The organism is Streptomyces humicola, assembly GCF_024436035.1.
Lineage (GTDB): Bacteria > Actinomycetota > Actinomycetes > Streptomycetales > Streptomycetaceae > Streptantibioticus_B > Streptantibioticus_B humicola.
Genome location: NZ_JANFNG010000054.1, coordinates 1 through 17,395 on the forward strand (window position 1 = coordinate 1; position 17,395 = coordinate 17,395).

Here is a 17,395-nt window from a genome sequence, read left to right on the forward strand (position 1 = left end):
ACGCTACCCATCAGCTGCCGATGGGTAGCGTCACCGCTGCGGGCTACGGAGAATGGCCGCGTGCTGAAGATGTCGCGCGAGGACTTCGAGGAACTGGTCAGCTCGGCGCTCGACCGGGTCCCGGCCGACCTTGTCCAGGTCATGGACAACGTGGCGGTCTTCGTCGAGGACGAGCCCGACCCGCAGGGCCCGGAGCTGATGGGCCTGTACGAGGGGACGCCGCTGACCGAGCGCGGCGAGTGGTACGCGGGTGTGCTGCCCGACCGGATCAGCATCTACATGGGCCCGATCCTGCGGCGATGCGAGGAGCCGGAGGAGGTCGTGCACGAGGTGGCCGTCACCGTCGTCCACGAGATCGCCCACCATTTCGGCATCGACGACCAGCGCCTGCACGAGCTGGGCTGGGACTGAGCACCGCCACGAAGCGCAGGTAACCGTTTTGGCGATACCTCCCGGCATCCCATATGCTTCTCGCGTCCCCGACGGTCAAACCGTCCTCGCGGAAGCGAGGGTAGACCCGGCGGGCCATCAGCCCTCATCGTCTAGTGGCCCAGGACGCCGCCCTTTCAAGGCGGTAGCACGGGTTCGAATCCCGTTGGGGGCACGCACCATCATGTGCGAGACTAGTGGTCGCGCACCTTTGGTCCTGTGGAGCAGTTTGGAGTGCTCGCCACCCTGTCAAGGTGGAGGCCGCGGGTTCAAATCCCGTCAGGACCGCTGCGGCTGGGTAGCTCAGTTGGTACGAGCGACCGCCTGAAAAGCGGTAGGTCGCCGGTTCGACCCCGGCCCCAGCCACGCAGTACGTAGGCCCCGTCTCCGGACGGGGCCTACGTGCGTGTGCAGCGCACCACGGCGTACAGCGGTACAGCGAGGCGCACGCCGAAATGGGTTCGCTGCACGCCCTCACCGGATGCGATCCTGGACTCCGTATGTCCACTCAGCCCGTCCCCGCCCCCTCCCTCGCCGACCTCGGGGCCCGGCTCGCCGAGCTCACCCTGCGCGACGCGCAGCGGCTCGGCCGCCGCCTCGACGGCACCCGGCGCATCCGCAAGCCCGAGGCCCGTGCGGCGGTGCTGGCGGAGATCGCCGCGCACATCGAGGAGGCCGAGGCGCGCGTCACGCTGCGCCGCTCCGCCGTACCGGAGATCACCTACCCCGAAGCACTCCCGGTCAGCCAGAAGAGGGACGAGATCCTGGCGGCCATCCGCGACCACCAGGTGGTGATCGTCGCCGGTGAGACCGGCTCCGGCAAGACCACCCAGATCCCCAAGATCTGCCTGGAGCTCGGCCGCGGCATCAAGGGCCTGATCGGCCACACCCAGCCACGCCGTATCGCCGCCCGCACCGTCGCCGACCGCGTCGCGGAGGAGCTGAACACCCCGCTGGGCGAGGCGGTCGGCTGGAAGGTCCGCTTCACCGACCAGGTGAGCGACTCCACGCTCGTCAAGCTGATGACCGACGGCATCATGCTCGCCGAGATCCAGACCGACCGCGAGCTGCACCAGTACGACACGATCATCATTGACGAGGCCCACGAACGCAGCCTCAACATCGACTTCATCCTCGGCTATCTCGCGCAACTGCTGCCGCGCCGCCCGGATCTGAAGGTCGTCATCACCTCGGCGACCATCGACCCCGAACGCTTCTCGCGGCACTTCGGGGACGCCCCGATCGTCGAGGTGTCGGGCCGTACGTACCCGGTCGAGGTGCGCTACCGGCCGCTGCTCGAAGAGGGTTCGGACGACGGCGACCGCGACCAGATCACCGCGATCTGCGACGCCGTCGACGAACTACAGGCCGAAGGGCCCGGCGACATCCTGGTGTTCCTCTCCGGCGAACGCGAGATCCGTGACACCGCCGACGCGCTGGCCAAGAAGCAGCTGCCGCTGACGGAGATACTGCCGCTCTACGCCCGGCTCTCCCACGCCGAGCAGCACCGCGTCTTCCAGCCCCACGCCGGGCGGCGCATCGTGCTCGCCACCAATGTTGCCGAGACCTCGCTGACCGTCCCCGGCATCCGCTACGTCATCGACCCCGGCACCGCCCGCATCTCCCGCTACAGCCACCGCACCAAGGTCCAGCGGCTGCCGATCGAGCCGATCAGCCAGGCCAGCGCCAACCAGCGCAAGGGCCGCTGCGGCCGCACGTCGGACGGCATCTGCATCCGGCTGTACTCCGAGGACGACTTCCTCTCCCGGCCCGAGTTCACCGACCCCGAGATCCTGCGCACCAACCTCGCCTCCGTCATCCTCCAGATGACCGCGGCCGGGCTCGGCGACGTCACCCGCTTCCCCTTCATCGACCCGCCCGACAGCCGGAACATCAAGGCGGGCATCCAGCTGCTCGAGGAGCTCGGCGCCCTCGACCAGAAGCAGAAGATGCCCCAGTCGGGGAAGGCTGGGCAGCGGCTCACCGACATCGGCCGCAAGCTCGCCCAGCTGCCCGTCGACCCGCGGCTCGCGCGCATGGTCCTCGAGGCCGACCGCAACGGCTGCGTGCGTGAGGTGATGGTGATCGCGGCGGCCCTGTCCATCCAGGACCCGCGCGAGCGGCCGTCCGACAAGCAGCAGCAGGCCGATGAGAAACACCGCCGTTTCGCCGACGAGAGCTCCGATTTCCTCGCCTTCCTCAACCTGTGGACATACATCCGCGAACAGCAAAAGGCCCTGTCCTCGTCCGCATTCCGGCGCATGTGCCGCAACGAGTACCTCAACTACCTGCGCATACGGGAGTGGCAGGACATCTACGCGCAGCTGCGCGCCATCGCCCGCACGATGGGCATCCACGTCAACGAGCCGACCGCTCCCGATGCGGCCGGCCCCGACCCGCAGCGCATCCACACCTCGCTGCTCGTCGGACTGCTCTCCCATATCGGCCTGAAAAACGCCGGGGGGGAGGGCGGCAAGGACACAGGCAAGAACGAGTACCTGGGCGCGCGCAGCGCCAAGTTCGCGATCTTCCCAGGCTCGTCGCTGTTCAAGAAGCCGCCGCGCTGGGTGATGTCCGCCGAGCTCGTCGAGACCTCGCGGCTGTGGGCGCGGGTCAACGCCCGCATCGAGCCGGAGTGGATCGAGCCGCTCGCCCAGCACCTGGTCAAGCGCACCTACAGCGAGCCGCACTGGGAGCAGAAGCAGGCCGCGGTGATGGCGTACGAGAAGGTGACGCTGTACGGCGTGCCGATCGTCGCCCAACGCAAGGTCAACTACGGCAATATCGACCCCGAGGTCTCGCGCGAGCTGTTCATCCGCAACGCGCTCGTCGAGGGCGACTGGCGCACCCATCACCAGTTCTTCCACGACAACCGCAAGCTGCTCGAAGAGGTCGAGGAGTTGGAGCATCGGGCCAGACGGCGCGACATCCTCGTCGACGACGAGGCGCTCTTCAACTTCTACGACGAGCGGCTGCCCGCCCACATCGTCTCCGGCGCGCACTTCGACTCCTGGTGGAAGCAGAGGCGGCGCGAGGACCCCGAGTTGCTCAACTTCGAGCACTCGATGCTGATCAACGAGTCGGCGGAGGCGGTCACCAAGGACGACTACCCGGACTCGTGGCGGCAGGGCAGGCTCACGTTCAAGGTGACCTACCAGTTCGAGCCTGGCGCGGACGCGGACGGCGTCACCGTCCACATCCCGCTTCAGGTGCTCAACCAGGTCACCCCGGAGGGCTTCGACTGGCAGATCCCGGGGCTGCGGGAGAATCTCGTCACCGAGCTGATCCGCTCGCTGCCCAAGGCGATCCGCCGCAACTACGTCCCCGCGCCGAACTACGCGGCACGCTTCCTCGACAGCGTCGTGCCCGTGCAGGAGCCGTTGACGGTGGCGCTCGCCCGTGAGCTGCACCGCATCGGCGGGGTCGCCGTTTCGCCGGACGACTTCGATCTCGCCAAGGTCCCCGACCATCTGAAGATGACCTTCCGGGTGACGGACGAGCGCAGGCGCAGGCTCGCCGAGGACAAGGACCTCGAAGCGCTGAAGCTGAAGCTCAAGCCGAAGACGCGGGAGGCGATCTCCAAGGCGGCCGGCTCGATCGGCATCGAACAGCGCTCCGGGCTCACCCAGTGGACGGTCGGCACCTTGCCGCGCACCTTCGAGACGCGGCGCGGCGGGCAGCCGGTCAAGGCGTACCCGGCCCTCGTCGACGAGGGCGAGTCGGTGGCCGTGCGGCTCTTCGACACCGAGGCGGAGCAGAGCGAGGCGATGTGGCGGGGCACCCGTCGGCTGATCCTGCTGAACCTCCCCTCCAGCCCAGCCAAGTTCGCGCAGAGCAAGCTGAGCAACGCCCAGAAGCTCGCGCTCTCCCGCAGCCCCCACGGCAGCGTGCAGGCGCTCTTCGACGACTGCGTGACCGCCGCGGCCGACAAGCTCATCGCCGACCACGGCGGCCCCGCCTGGGACGAGGAGGGCTTCCGCAAGCTCTTCGACTCCGTCCGTGCCGATCTGGTCGACGCCTGCGTGCGTACGGTGGCAGCGGTGCAGCAGGTGCTCGCGGCGTGGCAGTCGTGCGAGCAGCGGCTGAAGGCGACGACGAGCCTCGCCCTGGTGGCGAACGTGACCGATGTGAAGGAGCAGCTGGCGGGCCTCATCCAGCCAGGCTTCGTGACCGCGTCGGGAGTCGGCCGCCTGCCGCACCTGCTGCGCTACCTGGTCGCCGTGGACCGCCGCCTGCAGCAGATGCCGGCCAACGCGCAGCGCGACCGCACCCGTATGGAGAAGGTCCAGGAGATGCAGGAGGAGTACGCAGAGCTCCTCGCGGCCTTGAAGCCGGGGCGGCCGGTGCCGGCCGAGGTACGGGAGATCCGCTGGATGATCGAGGAGCTCCGGGTGAGCTACTTCGCGCACGCACTCGGCACGGCCTACCCGGTCTCGGACAAGCGGATCATCAAGGCGATCGACCAGGTCTGGCCGTAAGGCCTGGGAGGCGAGATCGCGAGTTCGACCGGCGGCCCTGACCTGCTGTACAGTCTTCCTCGCACCACACACCAGGTCCTGTGGAGCAGTTTGGAGTGCTCGCCACCCTGTCAAGGTGGAGGCCGCGGGTTCAAATCCCGTCAGGACCGCACGATCGGCCCGCATCCCCACCGGATGCGGGCCGTACTGCATTGCGGCCCCGTTGGCGGCCTTGACGTGGCCTGCCTGGCGGCGTACCCCTGGCAACAGGGGGGTGGCCGCTTGTGCGGCGGGCGAGAGGCGGTGGGGCGAATGGCATCGACGTCGGGACAGGAACGGGCAGCGCGCCATGAGACGCGAGCGCTGCTGCGCGCCCATCTCGCCGCCTCCGCGAGGCGCGGCCACCTCACCCGCCACTGCCCCGTCTGCCACCGGCTGCTACGGCTCGCGATGGAGCCGCACGACGCTCGCGAGGCTCGCGAAGCCGACTGAACCCCTTTATCGCAGGCCGACATCGGGCAGCAAGGGGTCCGGATGTGACAGGAGTCACGCAACGAGTTCTGCGAGGAGGGGAACTGAGCACCCTCCAACGACCCGTCAATTTAATATGTGCAATTGCACCGCTTCGGGGACGGTTCTGCGGCATCGGACACGACTGCCCACGACCATCCTCTACCCACACCACACACGCACGGCACACGCGCCGCACACGCGCCGCGCACGCAAAAGATCGCGCCGGACCCGGCGGAGTCCGACGCGATCTTCAGCAGACCCTGATGGGGACAGGGGCAAGCAGTGCACTGACATCAGCCGCTTGCGCGGCGCGGCATGGCATGGGCACACCCGGGCTGGGGGACCCGGAATGACCCGGTGTGGGGGTGTTTCAGCTCTCCGCGCGCTGCTGCGGGATACCCGCGAGCAGCGCCCGAACCTCCGCCTCGCGGTAGCGGCGGTGGCCACCGAGCGTGCGAATGGACGTGAGCTTGCCCGCCTTTGCCCAGCGCGTGACCGTTTTCGGGTCCACACGGAACATCGTGGCGACCTCAGCGGGGGTCAGCAGCGGCTCGGCATCAGGGGTGCGAGCGGTCATGAGCGGCCTCCTCGGGAGAACCGAACCATCACGGTTCTTTCCTCTAAATTCTGCACCTTGACCCGCGTTGCCCGAAATGGCGGACGCGAGCCGAGTCGGTAATAGGACGAACGGCTTGTCCTCGGCACTACAACTACACCATCTGTCCAGCCGCGTCGGCCAAACCGATGGAATTGCCCTCTCAGGTGTTCAAGCTCGGCGGAAGCCGATGGACCATGTCATAGCGGACAGTCACGCAGGCGTGACGATCAGTCACAACGTATCCAGGTACCCCTAGACGCCTCAGAGCGTGCAATGGCGGGCATTCCACCCAGAGTTGGGCGGAACGATTCCCTCCACGACACGTTGTCCTATTTTGACATCAGGAGAGGCCATGGAGGCAATAGTCCCGTAACGTGCTCTCCGTCACGCTTGACGCATAGGCCCGGATCAGGACCTAGGTCCTGGCCAGGGGATAAGCGTCCGGTAAGGGTACTCATCGAACCCGAGGGGACAACCCCGGCGTGACCCAGGTCTCATCGATCGCCGTGACCCAGGTCTCAGCGCCCGCGCCTCAGCTCGCGTACTGCAGCTCGCGGATGCCCCGCCAGTGATCCGTGAGCCGGGTGTACGCCTCGCTCGCCCGCGTACTGTCCCCGCCCCGCAGCGCGGCCAGCCCCTCGGCCACCAGCGCGGCGCTGTGATCGGCCGCGAGCCGTGCCTCCGGGATCGCGTACACCAGTCCGCCGTAGTCGAGTTCGACCAGCGAGCGGGGGTGGAACTCCTCCAGCCAGCGTCCGAGGTCCACCAGGCCGTCGATCAACGGCCCTTCCTCCAGGGTGTCGCGGAGCACCCGCAGCCCCCTGGCGACCCTGCGGCGGGCCTCCACCATCGCCGTGCGATAGCGCATCACGGGCGCGGTCGGCTGCTTCTCGCCGGCGCCCGATGTGTCCTCGGTCACACCGCTGGGCTCGAACGTCCGTTCCGCATCGTCGAAGAGCGCGAACCAGCGCACCGGCACGTGCCAGGTCGCCGAACGGATCCACGGAAGCGCGTCGGGGTTGGCCATCCGCCACCGCTCGTAGTCCGCCGCGGCCGCGGCCCGCACCACGGGCGGCAGCACTGCGTCGAGCAGGGGCGCGGGCAGCTGCCCGGTGAGTTCGTCGAGGGCGAGCCACGCGCGCAACCGCGTACGCCAGGGACAGATGTGGGCGACGTCGTCGACGACCGCGACGAAGGCCTCGCGGCTCTCGTGCACCGGGACCGGGACCGGCGGCACCGGCACCAGATCGGCGAGCGACTGCCGCAGCTCGTCCTGTGCCGTGCGCTCCGCACCGGAGGCGACGTACTGCTTCCAGTACGTCCGCTCCGGCTCAGGAAAGGCAGCCAACGGCTCGTAGACGCGCAGGTACGTCGCGTACGGGACCGCCACCGTCGCCAAGCCCACTCCCGCTCCCTCAGGCCCGAGAACCCCTGTTCAATCCGCATCGTCCCACGCGCATTCCCCCAGTGGGGGTGATCCACGACACTGTGCGGTCCGACGCCCTCCGGTGGGCCTACCCTTTTGCCAACCGGCCCTCCCCACCAGCTCGGAGGGCGCCTACACCGACCTCGGGAGTCACCACCGTGACCGACGTACGTCCACCAGATTCCGTGGTCTCCAAGCTGTTCCGATCGGAGCAGGGGGGACACGAGCAGGTCGTGCTCTGCCAGGACCGCGAGAGCGGCCTGAAAGCCGTCATCGCCATCCACTCGACCGCTCTGGGCCCCGCCCTCGGGGGCACCCGCTTCTTCCCGTACGCGAGTGACGAGGACGCCCTGGAGGACGCCCTCAACCTCTCCCGCGGCATGAGCTACAAGAACGCCCTGGCAGGGCTCGACCACGGCGGCGGCAAGGCCGTGATCATCGGCGACCCCGACACCGACAAGACGCCCGAACTGCTGCGCGCCTACGGCCGTTTCGTGGCCTCGCTCGGCGGACGCTATGTGACCGCCTGCGACGTCGGCACCTACGTCGCCGACATGGACGTGATCGCCGGGGAGAACCCCTGGACCACGGGCCGCTCCCCCGAGCACGGCGGCGCAGGCGACTCCTCCGTGCTCACCGCCTTCGGCGTCTTCCAGGGCATGCGCGCCGCCGCCCAGGTGCGCTGGGGCGCGCCCACACTGCGCGGGCGCCGGGTCGGCATCGCCGGCGTCGGCAAGGTCGGCCACCACCTCGTGGAGCACCTCCTGGACGACGGCGCCGAGGTCGTCATCACCGACGTGCGCGAGGAGGCCGTGGCCCGGATCCGCGCCCGTCACCCGCAGGTGGGGGCGGTCGCCGACACGGCGACGCTGATCCGCGGCGACCTCGACGTGTACGCGCCGTGCGCCCTCGGTGGCGCCCTGAACGACGCCACGGTACCGGCGCTGACCGCCTCGGTGGTCTGCGGTGCCGCCAATAACCAGCTCGCGCACCCCGGGGTGGAAAAGGATCTCGCCGATCGCGGGATCCTCTACGCGCCCGACTACGTGGTGAATGCGGGAGGCGTGATCCAGGTGGCGGACGAGTTGCACGGGTTTGATTTCGACCGCGCCAAGGCAAAGGCCTCGAAAATCTTTGACACAACTTTGGCGATTTTCGAACGCGCCGCTGACGACGGAATTCCGCCGGCGGCCGCGGCCGACCGCCTCGCCGAGCAGCGGATCGCCGAGCGTACGCCCGCGCAGGAGTGGCTGCGCCCGACCGCCGGGTAGCCGCCGGGCCGGGCCGTGGCACAGTGCCCCCATGGTGAGCGATCGATGGGTGATCGATCGATCGGACACCCGTACCACGGCTCGGCAGGCGACCCGACGCCGCCTCGGCCGCAGAAGAAGGTAAAATCGCCAGAACCAGTCGGCTGACCAGCCGGGACAAGGGCTTCCGCGGAGACTGCTTCGACGCGCGTCGTGCGGGCGACGTACCGTGCGGCCTGAGAAGCAGGTACCGTTGAAGCCCTACGGACCGGTCCCCCACGGGAGGCCGTTCCAGATCATGAACGCGTGTCAAGACTCGGGGCCTTCGCGCCCCGCCGTTGAGGGGGTCGAGCCATGGGGCGCGGCCGGGCCAAGGCCAAGCAGACGAAGGTCGCCCGCCAGCTGAAGTACAACAGCGGTGGGACGGATCTCTCACGTCTGGCCGAAGAGCTGGGCGCATCGACGTCGAGGCCGGTTAATCCGAAGCCTGCCGAGGACGACGATGAGCTGGACAATGACCCGTACGCACAGTACGCGGATCTCTACAACGACGAGGACGACGAAGACGAGGACTCGCAGGAGCACTCGTCGCAGCGTCGTCGTGCTTGACTCCTAAGTCTTGCTGACCCGGCCCGGGGTCCGACCCCGGACCGGGTTTCGTCGTGCCTGCGTGCGCCTCTCCCTACGCCGCGTAGTCGCCCGTGAGCAGCACCGCCTCGCCGTGATCACCGCGCTCGGTGATCTCTCCGGCTACCCAGGCGTCGAGCCCGCGGTCGGCGAGCGCGGCCAGCGCCACGTCCGCCGACTCCTGCGCGACGACGGCAATCATGCCGACGCCCATGTTCAGGGTCTTCTCCAGCTCCAGCCGCTCGACCCCGCCGACCTCGCCCACCACGCGGAAGACCGGGGCCGGCGTCCACGTCGACCGGTCGACCGTCGCATGCAGATGATCCGGGACGACGCGGGCCAGGTTGGCGGCGAGCCCGCCACCGGTGATGTGCGAGAAGGCGTGCACCTCGGTGGTCCGGGCAAGCGCCAGGCAGTCCAGCGAGTAGATCCGCGTCGGCTCCAGCAGCTCCTCGCCGAGCGCCCGCCCGAACTCCGGGATTTCGCGGTCCAGCGCCCATCCCGCGCGGTCGAAGAGCACGTGCCGGACCAGTGAGTACCCATTGGAGTGAAGCCCGGAGGACGCGATCGCGATCACCACGTCACCCGTACGGATGCGATCCGCGCTCAGCAGACCGTCCGCCTCGACGACGCCCGTCCCCGCGCCTGCCACGTCGAACTCGTCGGGCCCGAGAAGCCCCGGGTGCTCCGCGGTCTCCCCGCCCACCAGCGCACAGCCGGCGAGCACGCACCCTTCCGCGATCCCCTTGACGATCGCCGCGACACGCGCCGGGTGCACCTTGCCGACGCAGATGTAGTCGGTCATGAACAGCGGCTCGGCACCGCAGACGACGAGGTCGTCCACGACCATGCCGACGAGGTCATGCCCGATCGTGTCGTACACGCCCATCCGCCGCGCGATGTCGACCTTCGTACCGACGCCGTCCGTCGCCGAGGCGAGCAGCGGCCGCTCGTAGCGCTTGAGTGCACTGGCGTCGAAGAGTCCGGCGAAGCCGCCGAGACCACCGACGACCTCGGGGCGCGTGGCCTTCGCCACCCACTCCTTCATCAGCTCGACCGCGAGGTCTCCAGCCTCGATGTCGACGCCGGCGGCGGCATAGCTGGCACCGGTTGTCTCAGGCATGGCCAAGCAACTACTTTCGCTTTCGTTTTTCGTCGGACGATCGGATGACCGCGGATCTCGTACAGGTGATCACGTGATCACGTGATCACGGGCGGATGATCACGGGCGGCGCAGCGCATCGGCGGCATCGGGGCCGCCGGCCAGCTCGGTCTCCAGCAGGTTCTTGCCCAGCAGCTCCGGATCGGGCAGCTCCATGGGGTACTCGCCGTCAAAGCAGGCCCGGCACAGGTTCGGCTTGGCGATCGTGGTGGCCTCGACCATCGCGTCGATCGAGATGTAGGCGAGCGAATCTGCGCCCAGCGACTTGCCGATCTCCTCGACGGACAGGCCGTTGGCGATCAGCTCGGCGCGGGTCGCGAAGTCGATCCCGAAGAAGCACGGCCACTTGATCGGCGGGGAGGAGATGCGCACGTGCACCTCGGCCGCCCCCGCCTCCCGCAGCATCCGGACGAGAGCGCGCTGGGTGTTGCCGCGGACGATCGAGTCGTCGACGACCACCAGCCTCTTGCCCCGGATGACCTCCTTGAGGGGATTGAGCTTGAGCCGGATGCCGAGCTGCCTGATCGTCTGGCTCGGCTGGATGAAGGTCCGTCCCACGTATGAGTTCTTCACCAGGCCCGACCCGTACGGTATGCCGCTCGCCTCGGCGTAGCCGACGGCCGCCGGGGTGCCGGACTCGGGAGTCGGTATCACCAGGTCCGCCTCGACCGGGGCCTCCTTGGCCAGCCTGCGCCCCATCTCGACGCGCGAGAGGTAGACGTTGCGGCCCGCGATGTCGGTGTCGGGGCGGGCGAGGTAGACGTACTCGAAGACGCAGCCCTTGGGCCGGGCCTCGGCAAAGCGCGAGCTGCGCAGACCGTTCTCGTCGACGGCGACCATCTCACCCGGCTCCACCTCACGGATGAAGCTCGCGCCGACGATGTCCAGTGCGGCGGTCTCGGAGGCGACGACCCAGCCGCGCTCCAGGCGGCCGAGCACGAGCGGACGGATGCCCTGCGGGTCACGGGCCGCGTAGAGGGTGTGCTCGTCCATGAAGACGAGGCAGTAGGCCCCCTTGACCTTCGGAAGCACCTGGGCGGCCGCCTCCTCGACGGGCAGCGGCTTGCCGTCCTCGTCGCTCTGGCCGGCCAGCAGCGCGGTGACCAGGTCGGTGTCGTTGGTGGCGGCGACCCTCGTCGACCGGCCGTCGCCCTGCGGCAGCTGGGCGACCAGGTCGGCGAGCTCCGCGGTGTTGACGAGGTTGCCGTTGTGGCCCAGGGCGATCGATCCGTGGGCGGTGGCGCGGAACGTCGGCTGTGCGTTCTCCCACACCGAGGCGCCGGTCGTCGAATAGCGGGCATGGCCGACGGCGATGTGGCCCTTGAGGGAGCCGAGCGAGGTCTCGTCGAAGACCTGGGAGACCAGGCCCATGTCCTTGAAGACCAGGATCTGGGAGCCGTTGCTCACTGCGATGCCCGCGGACTCCTGACCGCGGTGCTGCAGCGCGTACAGCCCGAAATAGGTGAGTTTGGCGACCTCTTCGCCCGGAGCCCAGACGCCGAAGACGCCGCATGCGTCCTGGGGGCCTTTTTCGCCGGGAAGGAGATCGTGGTTGAGTCGTCCGTCACCACGTGGCACGACACCGAGTCTAGGGCAGGCCGGGCATTGGTCCGAACCGCCCCCGCACCGCCGCCGTCGGCGTCACAGCCCGTCGTCACACCAATACCGGCAGGTACGGGCTCAGGTCGGCCCGCTCGCCGCTCGCGGAGAGCTCGGCCGCCTCCAGCGCCGCCGCCCACCCGGTACGGCCGGTGGCCAGCCTCAGCCACGTGCACGGGTCCGTCTCGACGACGTTGGGCGGGGTGCCGCGGGTGTGCCGGGGCCCCTCGACGCACTGCACCGCCGCATACGGCGGGATGCGCAACTCCACCGCATTGCCGGGCGCCTTCTCGGCGAGCGCGTCGGCGAGCAGCCGGGTGGCGGCGGCAAGCGCCTGCCGGTCGAGCGGTACGTCGGCGCCGGCCGCGTCGCGCAAGTCGTCGGCGTGGACGACGAGTTCGACGAGCCGGGTCACCGCGAAGTCCGCCGCGGACATGGTGGCCCCGGGCGTGCCCAGCGCGATGAGCACGAGGCGCTCGGGAATCCCCTCGGCGAGGGCGGCGTCGAGCGCATCGCATGCCCTCTCCAGACGGGCCGACGGATCGAGGGTGAGCGCCATCGCCTCCCGGGTGTCCTCGTCGAGCAGCCCGGCGATCCGCACCGTCGACAGCGCCCACCGGGTGAGCGTCACGTCGGGCTTTCCGGCGGGCGGGTCCACGGCGAGCGCCCGCGGCAGTATCTCGACCTGCCGGCAGATGTGGACGACGAGCTCGCGCACCGTCCACGCCCCGAGCCGGGTGGGCGCCGCGTACGCCTCGGGTGCGAGACCCCGTACGGCCCCGCACAGCGCCCGCGCCTGCGCGAGCAGCGCGGTGCGTGTCATGACGGGGTCGTAGGCTCGCGCCTTACGGCTACGCGGCGGCATGCGATGAGCGTACGACGTCGGCGCCCTCCCGCCTGACGGTAACGGGCGGGAGGGCATGCAGAACACCTGGAGCAATACCTGGAGCGACCCCGACGGCGGCGGCGGGCCAGCCGCAATGATCAACCCAGCAACGAGGGCAGCGCGCCCTCATACACCTCGCGCAATTCGTCCAGCGGGATCTCGAACTGCCCCTGCACGGCGAGCGCGTCACCGTCGATCACGCCGATGCGCGTGGCCGGCAGGCCGCGTGCCCCGCACATGTCGGTGAAGCGGAGCTCCTCGCTGCGCGGCACGGCGACGATCGCACGCCCCGCCGACTCGCTGAAGAGCGTGACGAAAGCATCGTCGCCGTCCGGGATCACGATCCGCGCCCCCTTGCCGCCCTTGAGGCACGACTCGACGAGCGCCTGCACCAGGCCGCCGTCCGAAAGGTCGTGCGCGGCGTCGATCATCCCGTCCCGCGATCCCGAGATGAGAATCTCGGCGAGCAGCTTCTCGCGCTCCAGATCGACCTGGGGCGGCAGCCCGCCGAGGTGATCGTGGGCGACCTGCGACCAGGCCGAGCCGCCGAGCTCCTCCCGGGTCTCCCCGAGCAGGTAGATCAACTGGCCCTCCTCGGCGAAGGCGATGGGCGTGCGGCGCGTGACGTCGTCGATGACGCCGAGCACACCGACCACCGGCGTCGGGTGGATCGCCACGTCACCGGTCTGGTTGTAGAACGAGACGTTGCCGCCGGTGACCGGGGTGCCGAGCGCGAGACAGCCGTCTGCGAGGCCGCGGCAGGCCTCGGCGAACTGCCACATCGCCGACGGGTCCTCGGGCGAGCCGAAGTTGAGGCAGTCGGTGACCGCGAGCGGCCTGGCACCGGTGGCGGCGACGTTCCGGTAGGCCTCGGCGAGCGCCAGCTGGGCGCCGGTGTACGGGTCGAGCTTCGCGTAGCGGCCGTTGCCGTCCGTCGCCACCGCAACGCCGAGGTTCGACTCCTCGTCGATCCGGATTAGACCTGCGTCCTCCGGCTGCGACAGCACGGTGTTGCCGAGCACGAAACGGTCGTACTGGTCGGTGATCCACGCCTTGGAGGCCTGGTTGGGCGAGCCGGTCAGCTGCAGTACGGCCGCGCGCAGTTCGTCACCGCTCGCCGGGCGTGACAGCTTCGCCGCGTCGTCGGCCTGCAGCGCGTCCTGCCACTCGGGCCGGGCGTACGGGCGCTGGTAGACCGGGCCCTCGTGAGCGACCGTGCGCGGCGGCACGTCGACGATCTGCTCACCGTGCCAGAAGATCTCCAGTCGGTTGCCGTCCGTCACCTCGCCGATGACGGTGGCGATCACGTCCCACTTCTCGCAGATCTCCATGAAGCGGTCGACGTGCTGCGGCTCGACCACCGCGCACATCCGCTCCTGCGACTCGCTCATGAGGATCTCCTCGGGGCTGAGCGTCGCGTCGCGCAGCGGGACGGTGTCGAGCTCGACGCGCATGCCGCCGGAGCCGGCGCTTGCCAACTCGCTGGTCGCGCAGGAGAGTCCGGCGCCGCCGAGGTCCTGGATGCCGACGACGAGCTTCTCGCGGAAGATCTCCAGAGTGCACTCGATGAGCAGCTTCTCCTGGAACGGGTCGCCGACCTGGACCGCGGGCCGCTTCGTCGGCTTACTGTCGTCGAAGGTCTCGGAGGCGAGCACCGAGACGCCGCCGATGCCGTCGCCGCCGGTGCGTGCGCCGTAGAGGATCACCTTGTTGCCGGTGCCGGAAGCCTTGGCGAGGTGGATGTCCTCGTGCTTCATCACGCCCACGCAGAGCGCGTTGACCAGCGGATTGCCCTGGTAGCACGAGTCGAAGACGACCTCGCCGCCGATGTTGGGCAGGCCCAGGCAGTTGCCGTAGCCGCCGATACCGGCGACGACGCCCGGCAGGACGCGCTTGGTGTCGGGGTGGTCGGCGGCACCGAAGCGCAGCGGGTCCATGACGGCGACCGGGCGGGCACCCATCGCCAGGATGTCGCGGACGATGCCGCCAACGCCGGTGGCCGCGCCCTGGTAGGGCTCCACGTAGGAGGGGTGGTTGTGCGACTCGACCTTGAAGGTGACCGCGTACCCCTGGCCGACGTCGACGACACCGGCGTTCTCACCGATGCCGACGAGCATCGCGTCGGACTGCGGTGCCTTCTCGCCGAACTGCCTCAGGTGCACCTTGCTGCTCTTGTACGAGCAGTGCTCGGACCACATCACCGAGTACATGGCGAGCTCGGCGCCGGTCGGGCGGCGGCCCAGGATCTCGACGATGCGCTCGTACTCATCGGGCTTGAGACCGAGTTCGGCCCACGGCAGCGGCGTGTCGGGAGTCTGCTCGGCGTGCTTGACGGTGTCCAGGGTCACGCTCGGTCGCTCCTTCGCGCGATGTGGTTCTGTACGCGAGGACGAGGGCGCTCAATCGCTCCCTCGGCTGCTCCGGTATCCAGGGTCACGCTCGGTCGCTCCTTCGCGCGATGTGGTTCTGTACGCGAGAACGAGGGCGCTCAATCGCTCCCTCGGCTGCTCCGGTGTCGAGAGTCATGCGCTGACCAGCCTCTTGAGGATCGAGGTGAAGAAGCCGAGCCCGTCGGTCCTGCCGGTGCCGACCAGCGGCTCGACGGCGTGCTCCGGGTGCGGCATGAGGCCGACCACGTTCCCGGCCTCGTTGGTGATGCCGGCGATGTCGCGCAGCGAACCATTGGGGTTCATGCCCGTGTACCGGAAGGCGACCCGGCCCTCGGCCTCCAGCTGGTCCAGCGTCCGCTCGTCGGCGGTGTAGCGGCCGTCGATGTTCTTCAGCGGAATGCTGATCTCCTGGCCGGCGGTGTAGTCGGAGGTCCAGGCGGTGTTGGCGTTCTCCACGCGCAACGTCTGGTCCCGGCAGATGAAGTGGAGGTGGTTGTTGCGCAGCATCGCGCCGGGCAGCAGGTGGCTCTCGGTGAGCACCTGGAAGCCGTTGCAGATGCCGAGGACGGGCAGTCCGTCCTTGGCCCCGGAGATGATCAATTCCATGATCGGCGAGAAGCGCGAGATGGCTCCCGCGCGCAGATAGTCGCCGTAAGAGAAACCGCCGGGCAGGACGACGGCGTCGACCTGCTTCAGGTCCTTGTCCCGGTGCCAGAGCGGCACCGGCTCGGCTCCGGCGATCCGTACGGCGCGCAGCGCGTCGCGGTCGTCGAGCGTTCCGGGGAAGGAGACGACTCCGATGCGTGTGCTCACGACTCGACCTTGACGAAGAAGTCCTCGATCACGGTGTTGGCGAGGAACGTTTCGGCCATGGTGTGGATACGGGCGAGGGCGGCCTCGTCGACCGGGCCCTCCACCTCCAGCTCAAAGCGCTTGCCCTGGCGGACGTCGGAGATCCCGTTGAAGCCCAGGCGCGGAAGTGCGCGCTGGACCGCCTGGCCCTGGGGGTCGAGGATCTCCGGCTTGAGCATGACGTCGACTACGACGCGTGCCACGTGCACTCCCGGTGGTGTGGTGCTGAGGAGGGGTCCCCCATGCCGAAGGCCAGGGGATGTCTCAGCCTACCCGCCCCGGAAATCTACGCGGGTAGATATGCAGGGCTCGTCCATCACGGTTACGCATCGGCGGGGGTACCCTCTTTGGAAAACGCGGAGAAAACCGTAAGGTCCCGATTGCGGCGTGACACGCGGGGAAAAATAAACCTGCAGCTTCCGCCCGTAATGCTTCTCCCTGTACAAAAGAGAACGCATTGACCCCGACCAGCAGGCGACGGAGCATCCCCGCACGTCAGAGCATGTCCGAGCGGGTTACCGGCAGGCCAATGGGCACTTCCGGCATACCGTTGCCGCACGAAAGGACCGATATCCAATGGCGCAGCGCGTGGTGGTCACCCTCTCCGACGACCTCGATGGTGGCGAAGCCGAGGAAACGGTCGTGTTCGGCCTCGACGGCAAGGCTTACGAGATCGATCTCTCCGCCGCCAACGCGGACAAGCTGCGCGATGCGCTGACCCCTTACCTGAACGCCGGCCGCCGCCGCAGCCGCTCCGGAAAGACCTACCAGCGCACCGCCGTCGCCCCCGACCCGGCCGCCGTCCGCGCCTGGGCGCGCTCCAACGGCATGGAGGTCCCGCCGCGCGGCCGCATCCCCAAGCGCGTCTACGAGGCGTTCAACTCGGCGAACTGACCGCGAGTTGGACAACCGCCCGGCCTTCGGAGTGGACAGACACCCCCGGTGATCAGATAGAGTCTGGAGCGCGCCGGGGGCGAGGCCACAAAGGCCGGGTCGCCGGAACGCGCGGGTGTAGCTCAGTAGCAGAGCGCCCCTTTTCCAAAGGGGAGGCGCAGTGTGCGATTCCTGTCACCCGCTCCGACAGCTCCGACCGGTCGAAACGATCAGGTAGAGTAGTCAGCGCGCCGGACGGTGAGAGCCGTTCGGGAGCAATGCGGACGTGGCTCAGTTGGTAGAGCATCACCTTGCCAAGGTGAGGGTCGCGGG

Annotated in this window: 14 protein-coding genes and 5 tRNA genes; 11 read left to right on the forward strand and 8 right to left on the reverse strand. The window is 68.9% G+C overall.

Annotated features, from left to right (window positions below; all coding sequences use genetic code 11):
* Nucleotides 1-60: 60 nt before the first annotated feature.
* From NGB36_RS32520 to NGB36_RS32550, 7 genes are all read left to right on the forward strand, one after another.
* Nucleotides 61-411: a metallopeptidase family protein gene (locus tag NGB36_RS32520; RefSeq protein WP_255924257.1), complete on the forward strand. Its 351-nt coding sequence runs from the start codon at nt 61-63 to the stop codon at nt 409-411.
* A 120-nt stretch (nt 412-531) separates the two neighbouring features.
* Nucleotides 532-604: transfer RNA gene (locus NGB36_RS32525), tRNA-Glu, on the forward strand.
* 38 nt (nt 605-642) lie between these two features.
* Nucleotides 643-717, forward strand: a tRNA-Asp gene (locus NGB36_RS32530).
* A gap of 4 nt (nt 718-721) precedes the next feature.
* Nucleotides 722-795: transfer RNA gene (locus tag NGB36_RS32535), tRNA-Phe, on the forward strand.
* A gap of 134 nt (nt 796-929) precedes the next feature.
* Nucleotides 930-4,907 carry an ATP-dependent RNA helicase HrpA gene (gene hrpA / locus NGB36_RS32540; protein WP_255924258.1) on the forward strand — a complete coding sequence of 1,326 codons (3,978 nt, stop codon included), beginning with the start codon at nt 930-932 and terminating at the stop codon, nt 4,905-4,907.
* Nucleotides 4,908-4,981: 74 nt separating this feature from the next.
* Nucleotides 4,982-5,056, forward strand: a tRNA-Asp gene (locus NGB36_RS32545).
* 142 nt (nt 5,057-5,198) lie between these two features.
* Nucleotides 5,199-5,378: a DUF6274 family protein gene (locus NGB36_RS32550; protein WP_255924259.1), complete on the forward strand. Its 180-nt coding sequence runs from the start codon at nt 5,199-5,201 to the stop codon at nt 5,376-5,378.
* A 391-nt stretch (nt 5,379-5,769) separates the two neighbouring features.
* On the opposite strand, the gene bldC is transcribed toward NGB36_RS32550, so the two are convergent.
* Both bldC and NGB36_RS32560 read right to left on the reverse strand, forming a co-directional pair.
* Nucleotides 5,770-5,976: a developmental transcriptional regulator BldC gene (bldC, locus tag NGB36_RS32555; protein WP_014144087.1), complete on the reverse strand. Its 207-nt coding sequence runs from the start codon at nt 5,974-5,976 to the stop codon at nt 5,770-5,772.
* Between the two features lie 553 nt (nt 5,977-6,529).
* Entirely contained in the window at nt 6,530-7,402 is an 873-nt protein-coding gene (locus NGB36_RS32560) for a DUF8083 family protein (RefSeq protein ID WP_255924260.1), read from the reverse strand.
* A gap of 179 nt (nt 7,403-7,581) precedes the next feature.
* Between NGB36_RS32560 and NGB36_RS32565 the strand changes: the two genes are divergently transcribed.
* Together NGB36_RS32565 and NGB36_RS32570 are read left to right on the forward strand one after the other, a co-directional pair.
* Nucleotides 7,582-8,694 (forward strand): Leu/Phe/Val dehydrogenase, encoded by a 1,113-nt coding sequence (locus NGB36_RS32565; protein ID WP_255924261.1) that lies wholly within the window; start codon nt 7,582-7,584, stop codon nt 8,692-8,694.
* 333 nt (nt 8,695-9,027) lie between these two features.
* The gene (locus tag NGB36_RS32570; protein ID WP_255924262.1) at nt 9,028-9,282 is read left to right on the forward strand and encodes a DUF3073 domain-containing protein; all 255 of its coding nucleotides are present in this window, start codon (nt 9,028-9,030) and stop codon (nt 9,280-9,282) included.
* A 73-nt stretch (nt 9,283-9,355) separates the two neighbouring features.
* Here the strand turns inward: NGB36_RS32570 and purM are convergent, their stop codons facing one another.
* The 6 genes from purM to purS form a co-directional block, all read right to left on the reverse strand.
* Nucleotides 9,356-10,423 (reverse strand): phosphoribosylformylglycinamidine cyclo-ligase, encoded by a 1,068-nt coding sequence (purM, locus tag NGB36_RS32575; protein ID WP_255924263.1) that lies wholly within the window; start codon nt 10,421-10,423, stop codon nt 9,356-9,358.
* A 99-nt stretch (nt 10,424-10,522) separates the two neighbouring features.
* Nucleotides 10,523-12,040: an amidophosphoribosyltransferase gene (gene purF, locus NGB36_RS32580; protein ID WP_255924264.1), complete on the reverse strand. Its 1,518-nt coding sequence runs from the start codon at nt 12,038-12,040 to the stop codon at nt 10,523-10,525.
* Nucleotides 12,041-12,116: 76 nt separating this feature from the next.
* Nucleotides 12,117-12,926, reverse strand: coding sequence for a sterol carrier family protein (locus NGB36_RS32585; protein ID WP_255924265.1), 810 nt, complete (start codon nt 12,924-12,926; stop codon nt 12,117-12,119).
* Nucleotides 12,927-13,045: 119 nt separating this feature from the next.
* Nucleotides 13,046-15,295: a phosphoribosylformylglycinamidine synthase subunit PurL gene (gene purL / locus NGB36_RS32590; protein ID WP_255924267.1), complete on the reverse strand. Its 2,250-nt coding sequence runs from the start codon at nt 15,293-15,295 to the stop codon at nt 13,046-13,048.
* Nucleotides 15,296-15,469: 174 nt separating this feature from the next.
* Nucleotides 15,470-16,150 carry a phosphoribosylformylglycinamidine synthase subunit PurQ gene (gene purQ, locus NGB36_RS32595; RefSeq protein ID WP_255924268.1) on the reverse strand — a complete coding sequence of 227 codons (681 nt, stop codon included), beginning with the start codon at nt 16,148-16,150 and terminating at the stop codon, nt 15,470-15,472.
* Nucleotides 16,147-16,392: a phosphoribosylformylglycinamidine synthase subunit PurS gene (purS, locus tag NGB36_RS32600; protein WP_255924269.1), complete on the reverse strand. Its 246-nt coding sequence runs from the start codon at nt 16,390-16,392 to the stop codon at nt 16,147-16,149. The genes purQ and purS overlap by 4 nt, the downstream gene beginning before the upstream one ends.
* Before the next feature lie 373 nt (nt 16,393-16,765).
* Here purS and NGB36_RS32605 point away from each other — a divergent pair, with 373 nt between their 5' ends.
* Both NGB36_RS32605 and NGB36_RS32610 read left to right on the forward strand, forming a co-directional pair.
* Nucleotides 16,766-17,083, forward strand: coding sequence for a histone-like nucleoid-structuring protein Lsr2 (locus tag NGB36_RS32605; RefSeq protein ID WP_255924270.1), 318 nt, complete (start codon nt 16,766-16,768; stop codon nt 17,081-17,083).
* A gap of 111 nt (nt 17,084-17,194) precedes the next feature.
* Nucleotides 17,195-17,266, forward strand: a tRNA-Gly gene (locus tag NGB36_RS32610).
* Nucleotides 17,267-17,395 lie beyond the last annotated feature (129 nt).

Excerpts from the sequence above, each read along its gene's own strand:
- hrpA (WP_255924258.1), top strand. The coding sequence starts at position 930 with ATGTCCACTCAGCCCGTCCCCGCCCCCTCCCTCGCCGACCTCGGGGCC.
- NGB36_RS32550 (WP_255924259.1), top strand. The coding sequence starts at position 5,199 with ATGGCATCGACGTCGGGACAGGAACGGGCAGCGCGCCATGAGACGCGA.
- bldC (WP_014144087.1), bottom strand. The coding sequence starts at position 5,976 with ATGACCGCTCGCACCCCTGATGCCGAGCCGCTGCTGACCCCCGCTGAG.
- NGB36_RS32570 (WP_255924262.1), top strand. The coding sequence starts at position 9,028 with ATGGGGCGCGGCCGGGCCAAGGCCAAGCAGACGAAGGTCGCCCGCCAG.
- purM (WP_255924263.1), bottom strand. The coding sequence starts at position 10,423 with ATGCCTGAGACAACCGGTGCCAGCTATGCCGCCGCCGGCGTCGACATC.
- NGB36_RS32585 (WP_255924265.1), bottom strand. The coding sequence starts at position 12,926 with ATGCCGCCGCGTAGCCGTAAGGCGCGAGCCTACGACCCCGTCATGACA.
- NGB36_RS32605 (WP_255924270.1), top strand. The coding sequence starts at position 16,766 with ATGGCGCAGCGCGTGGTGGTCACCCTCTCCGACGACCTCGATGGTGGC.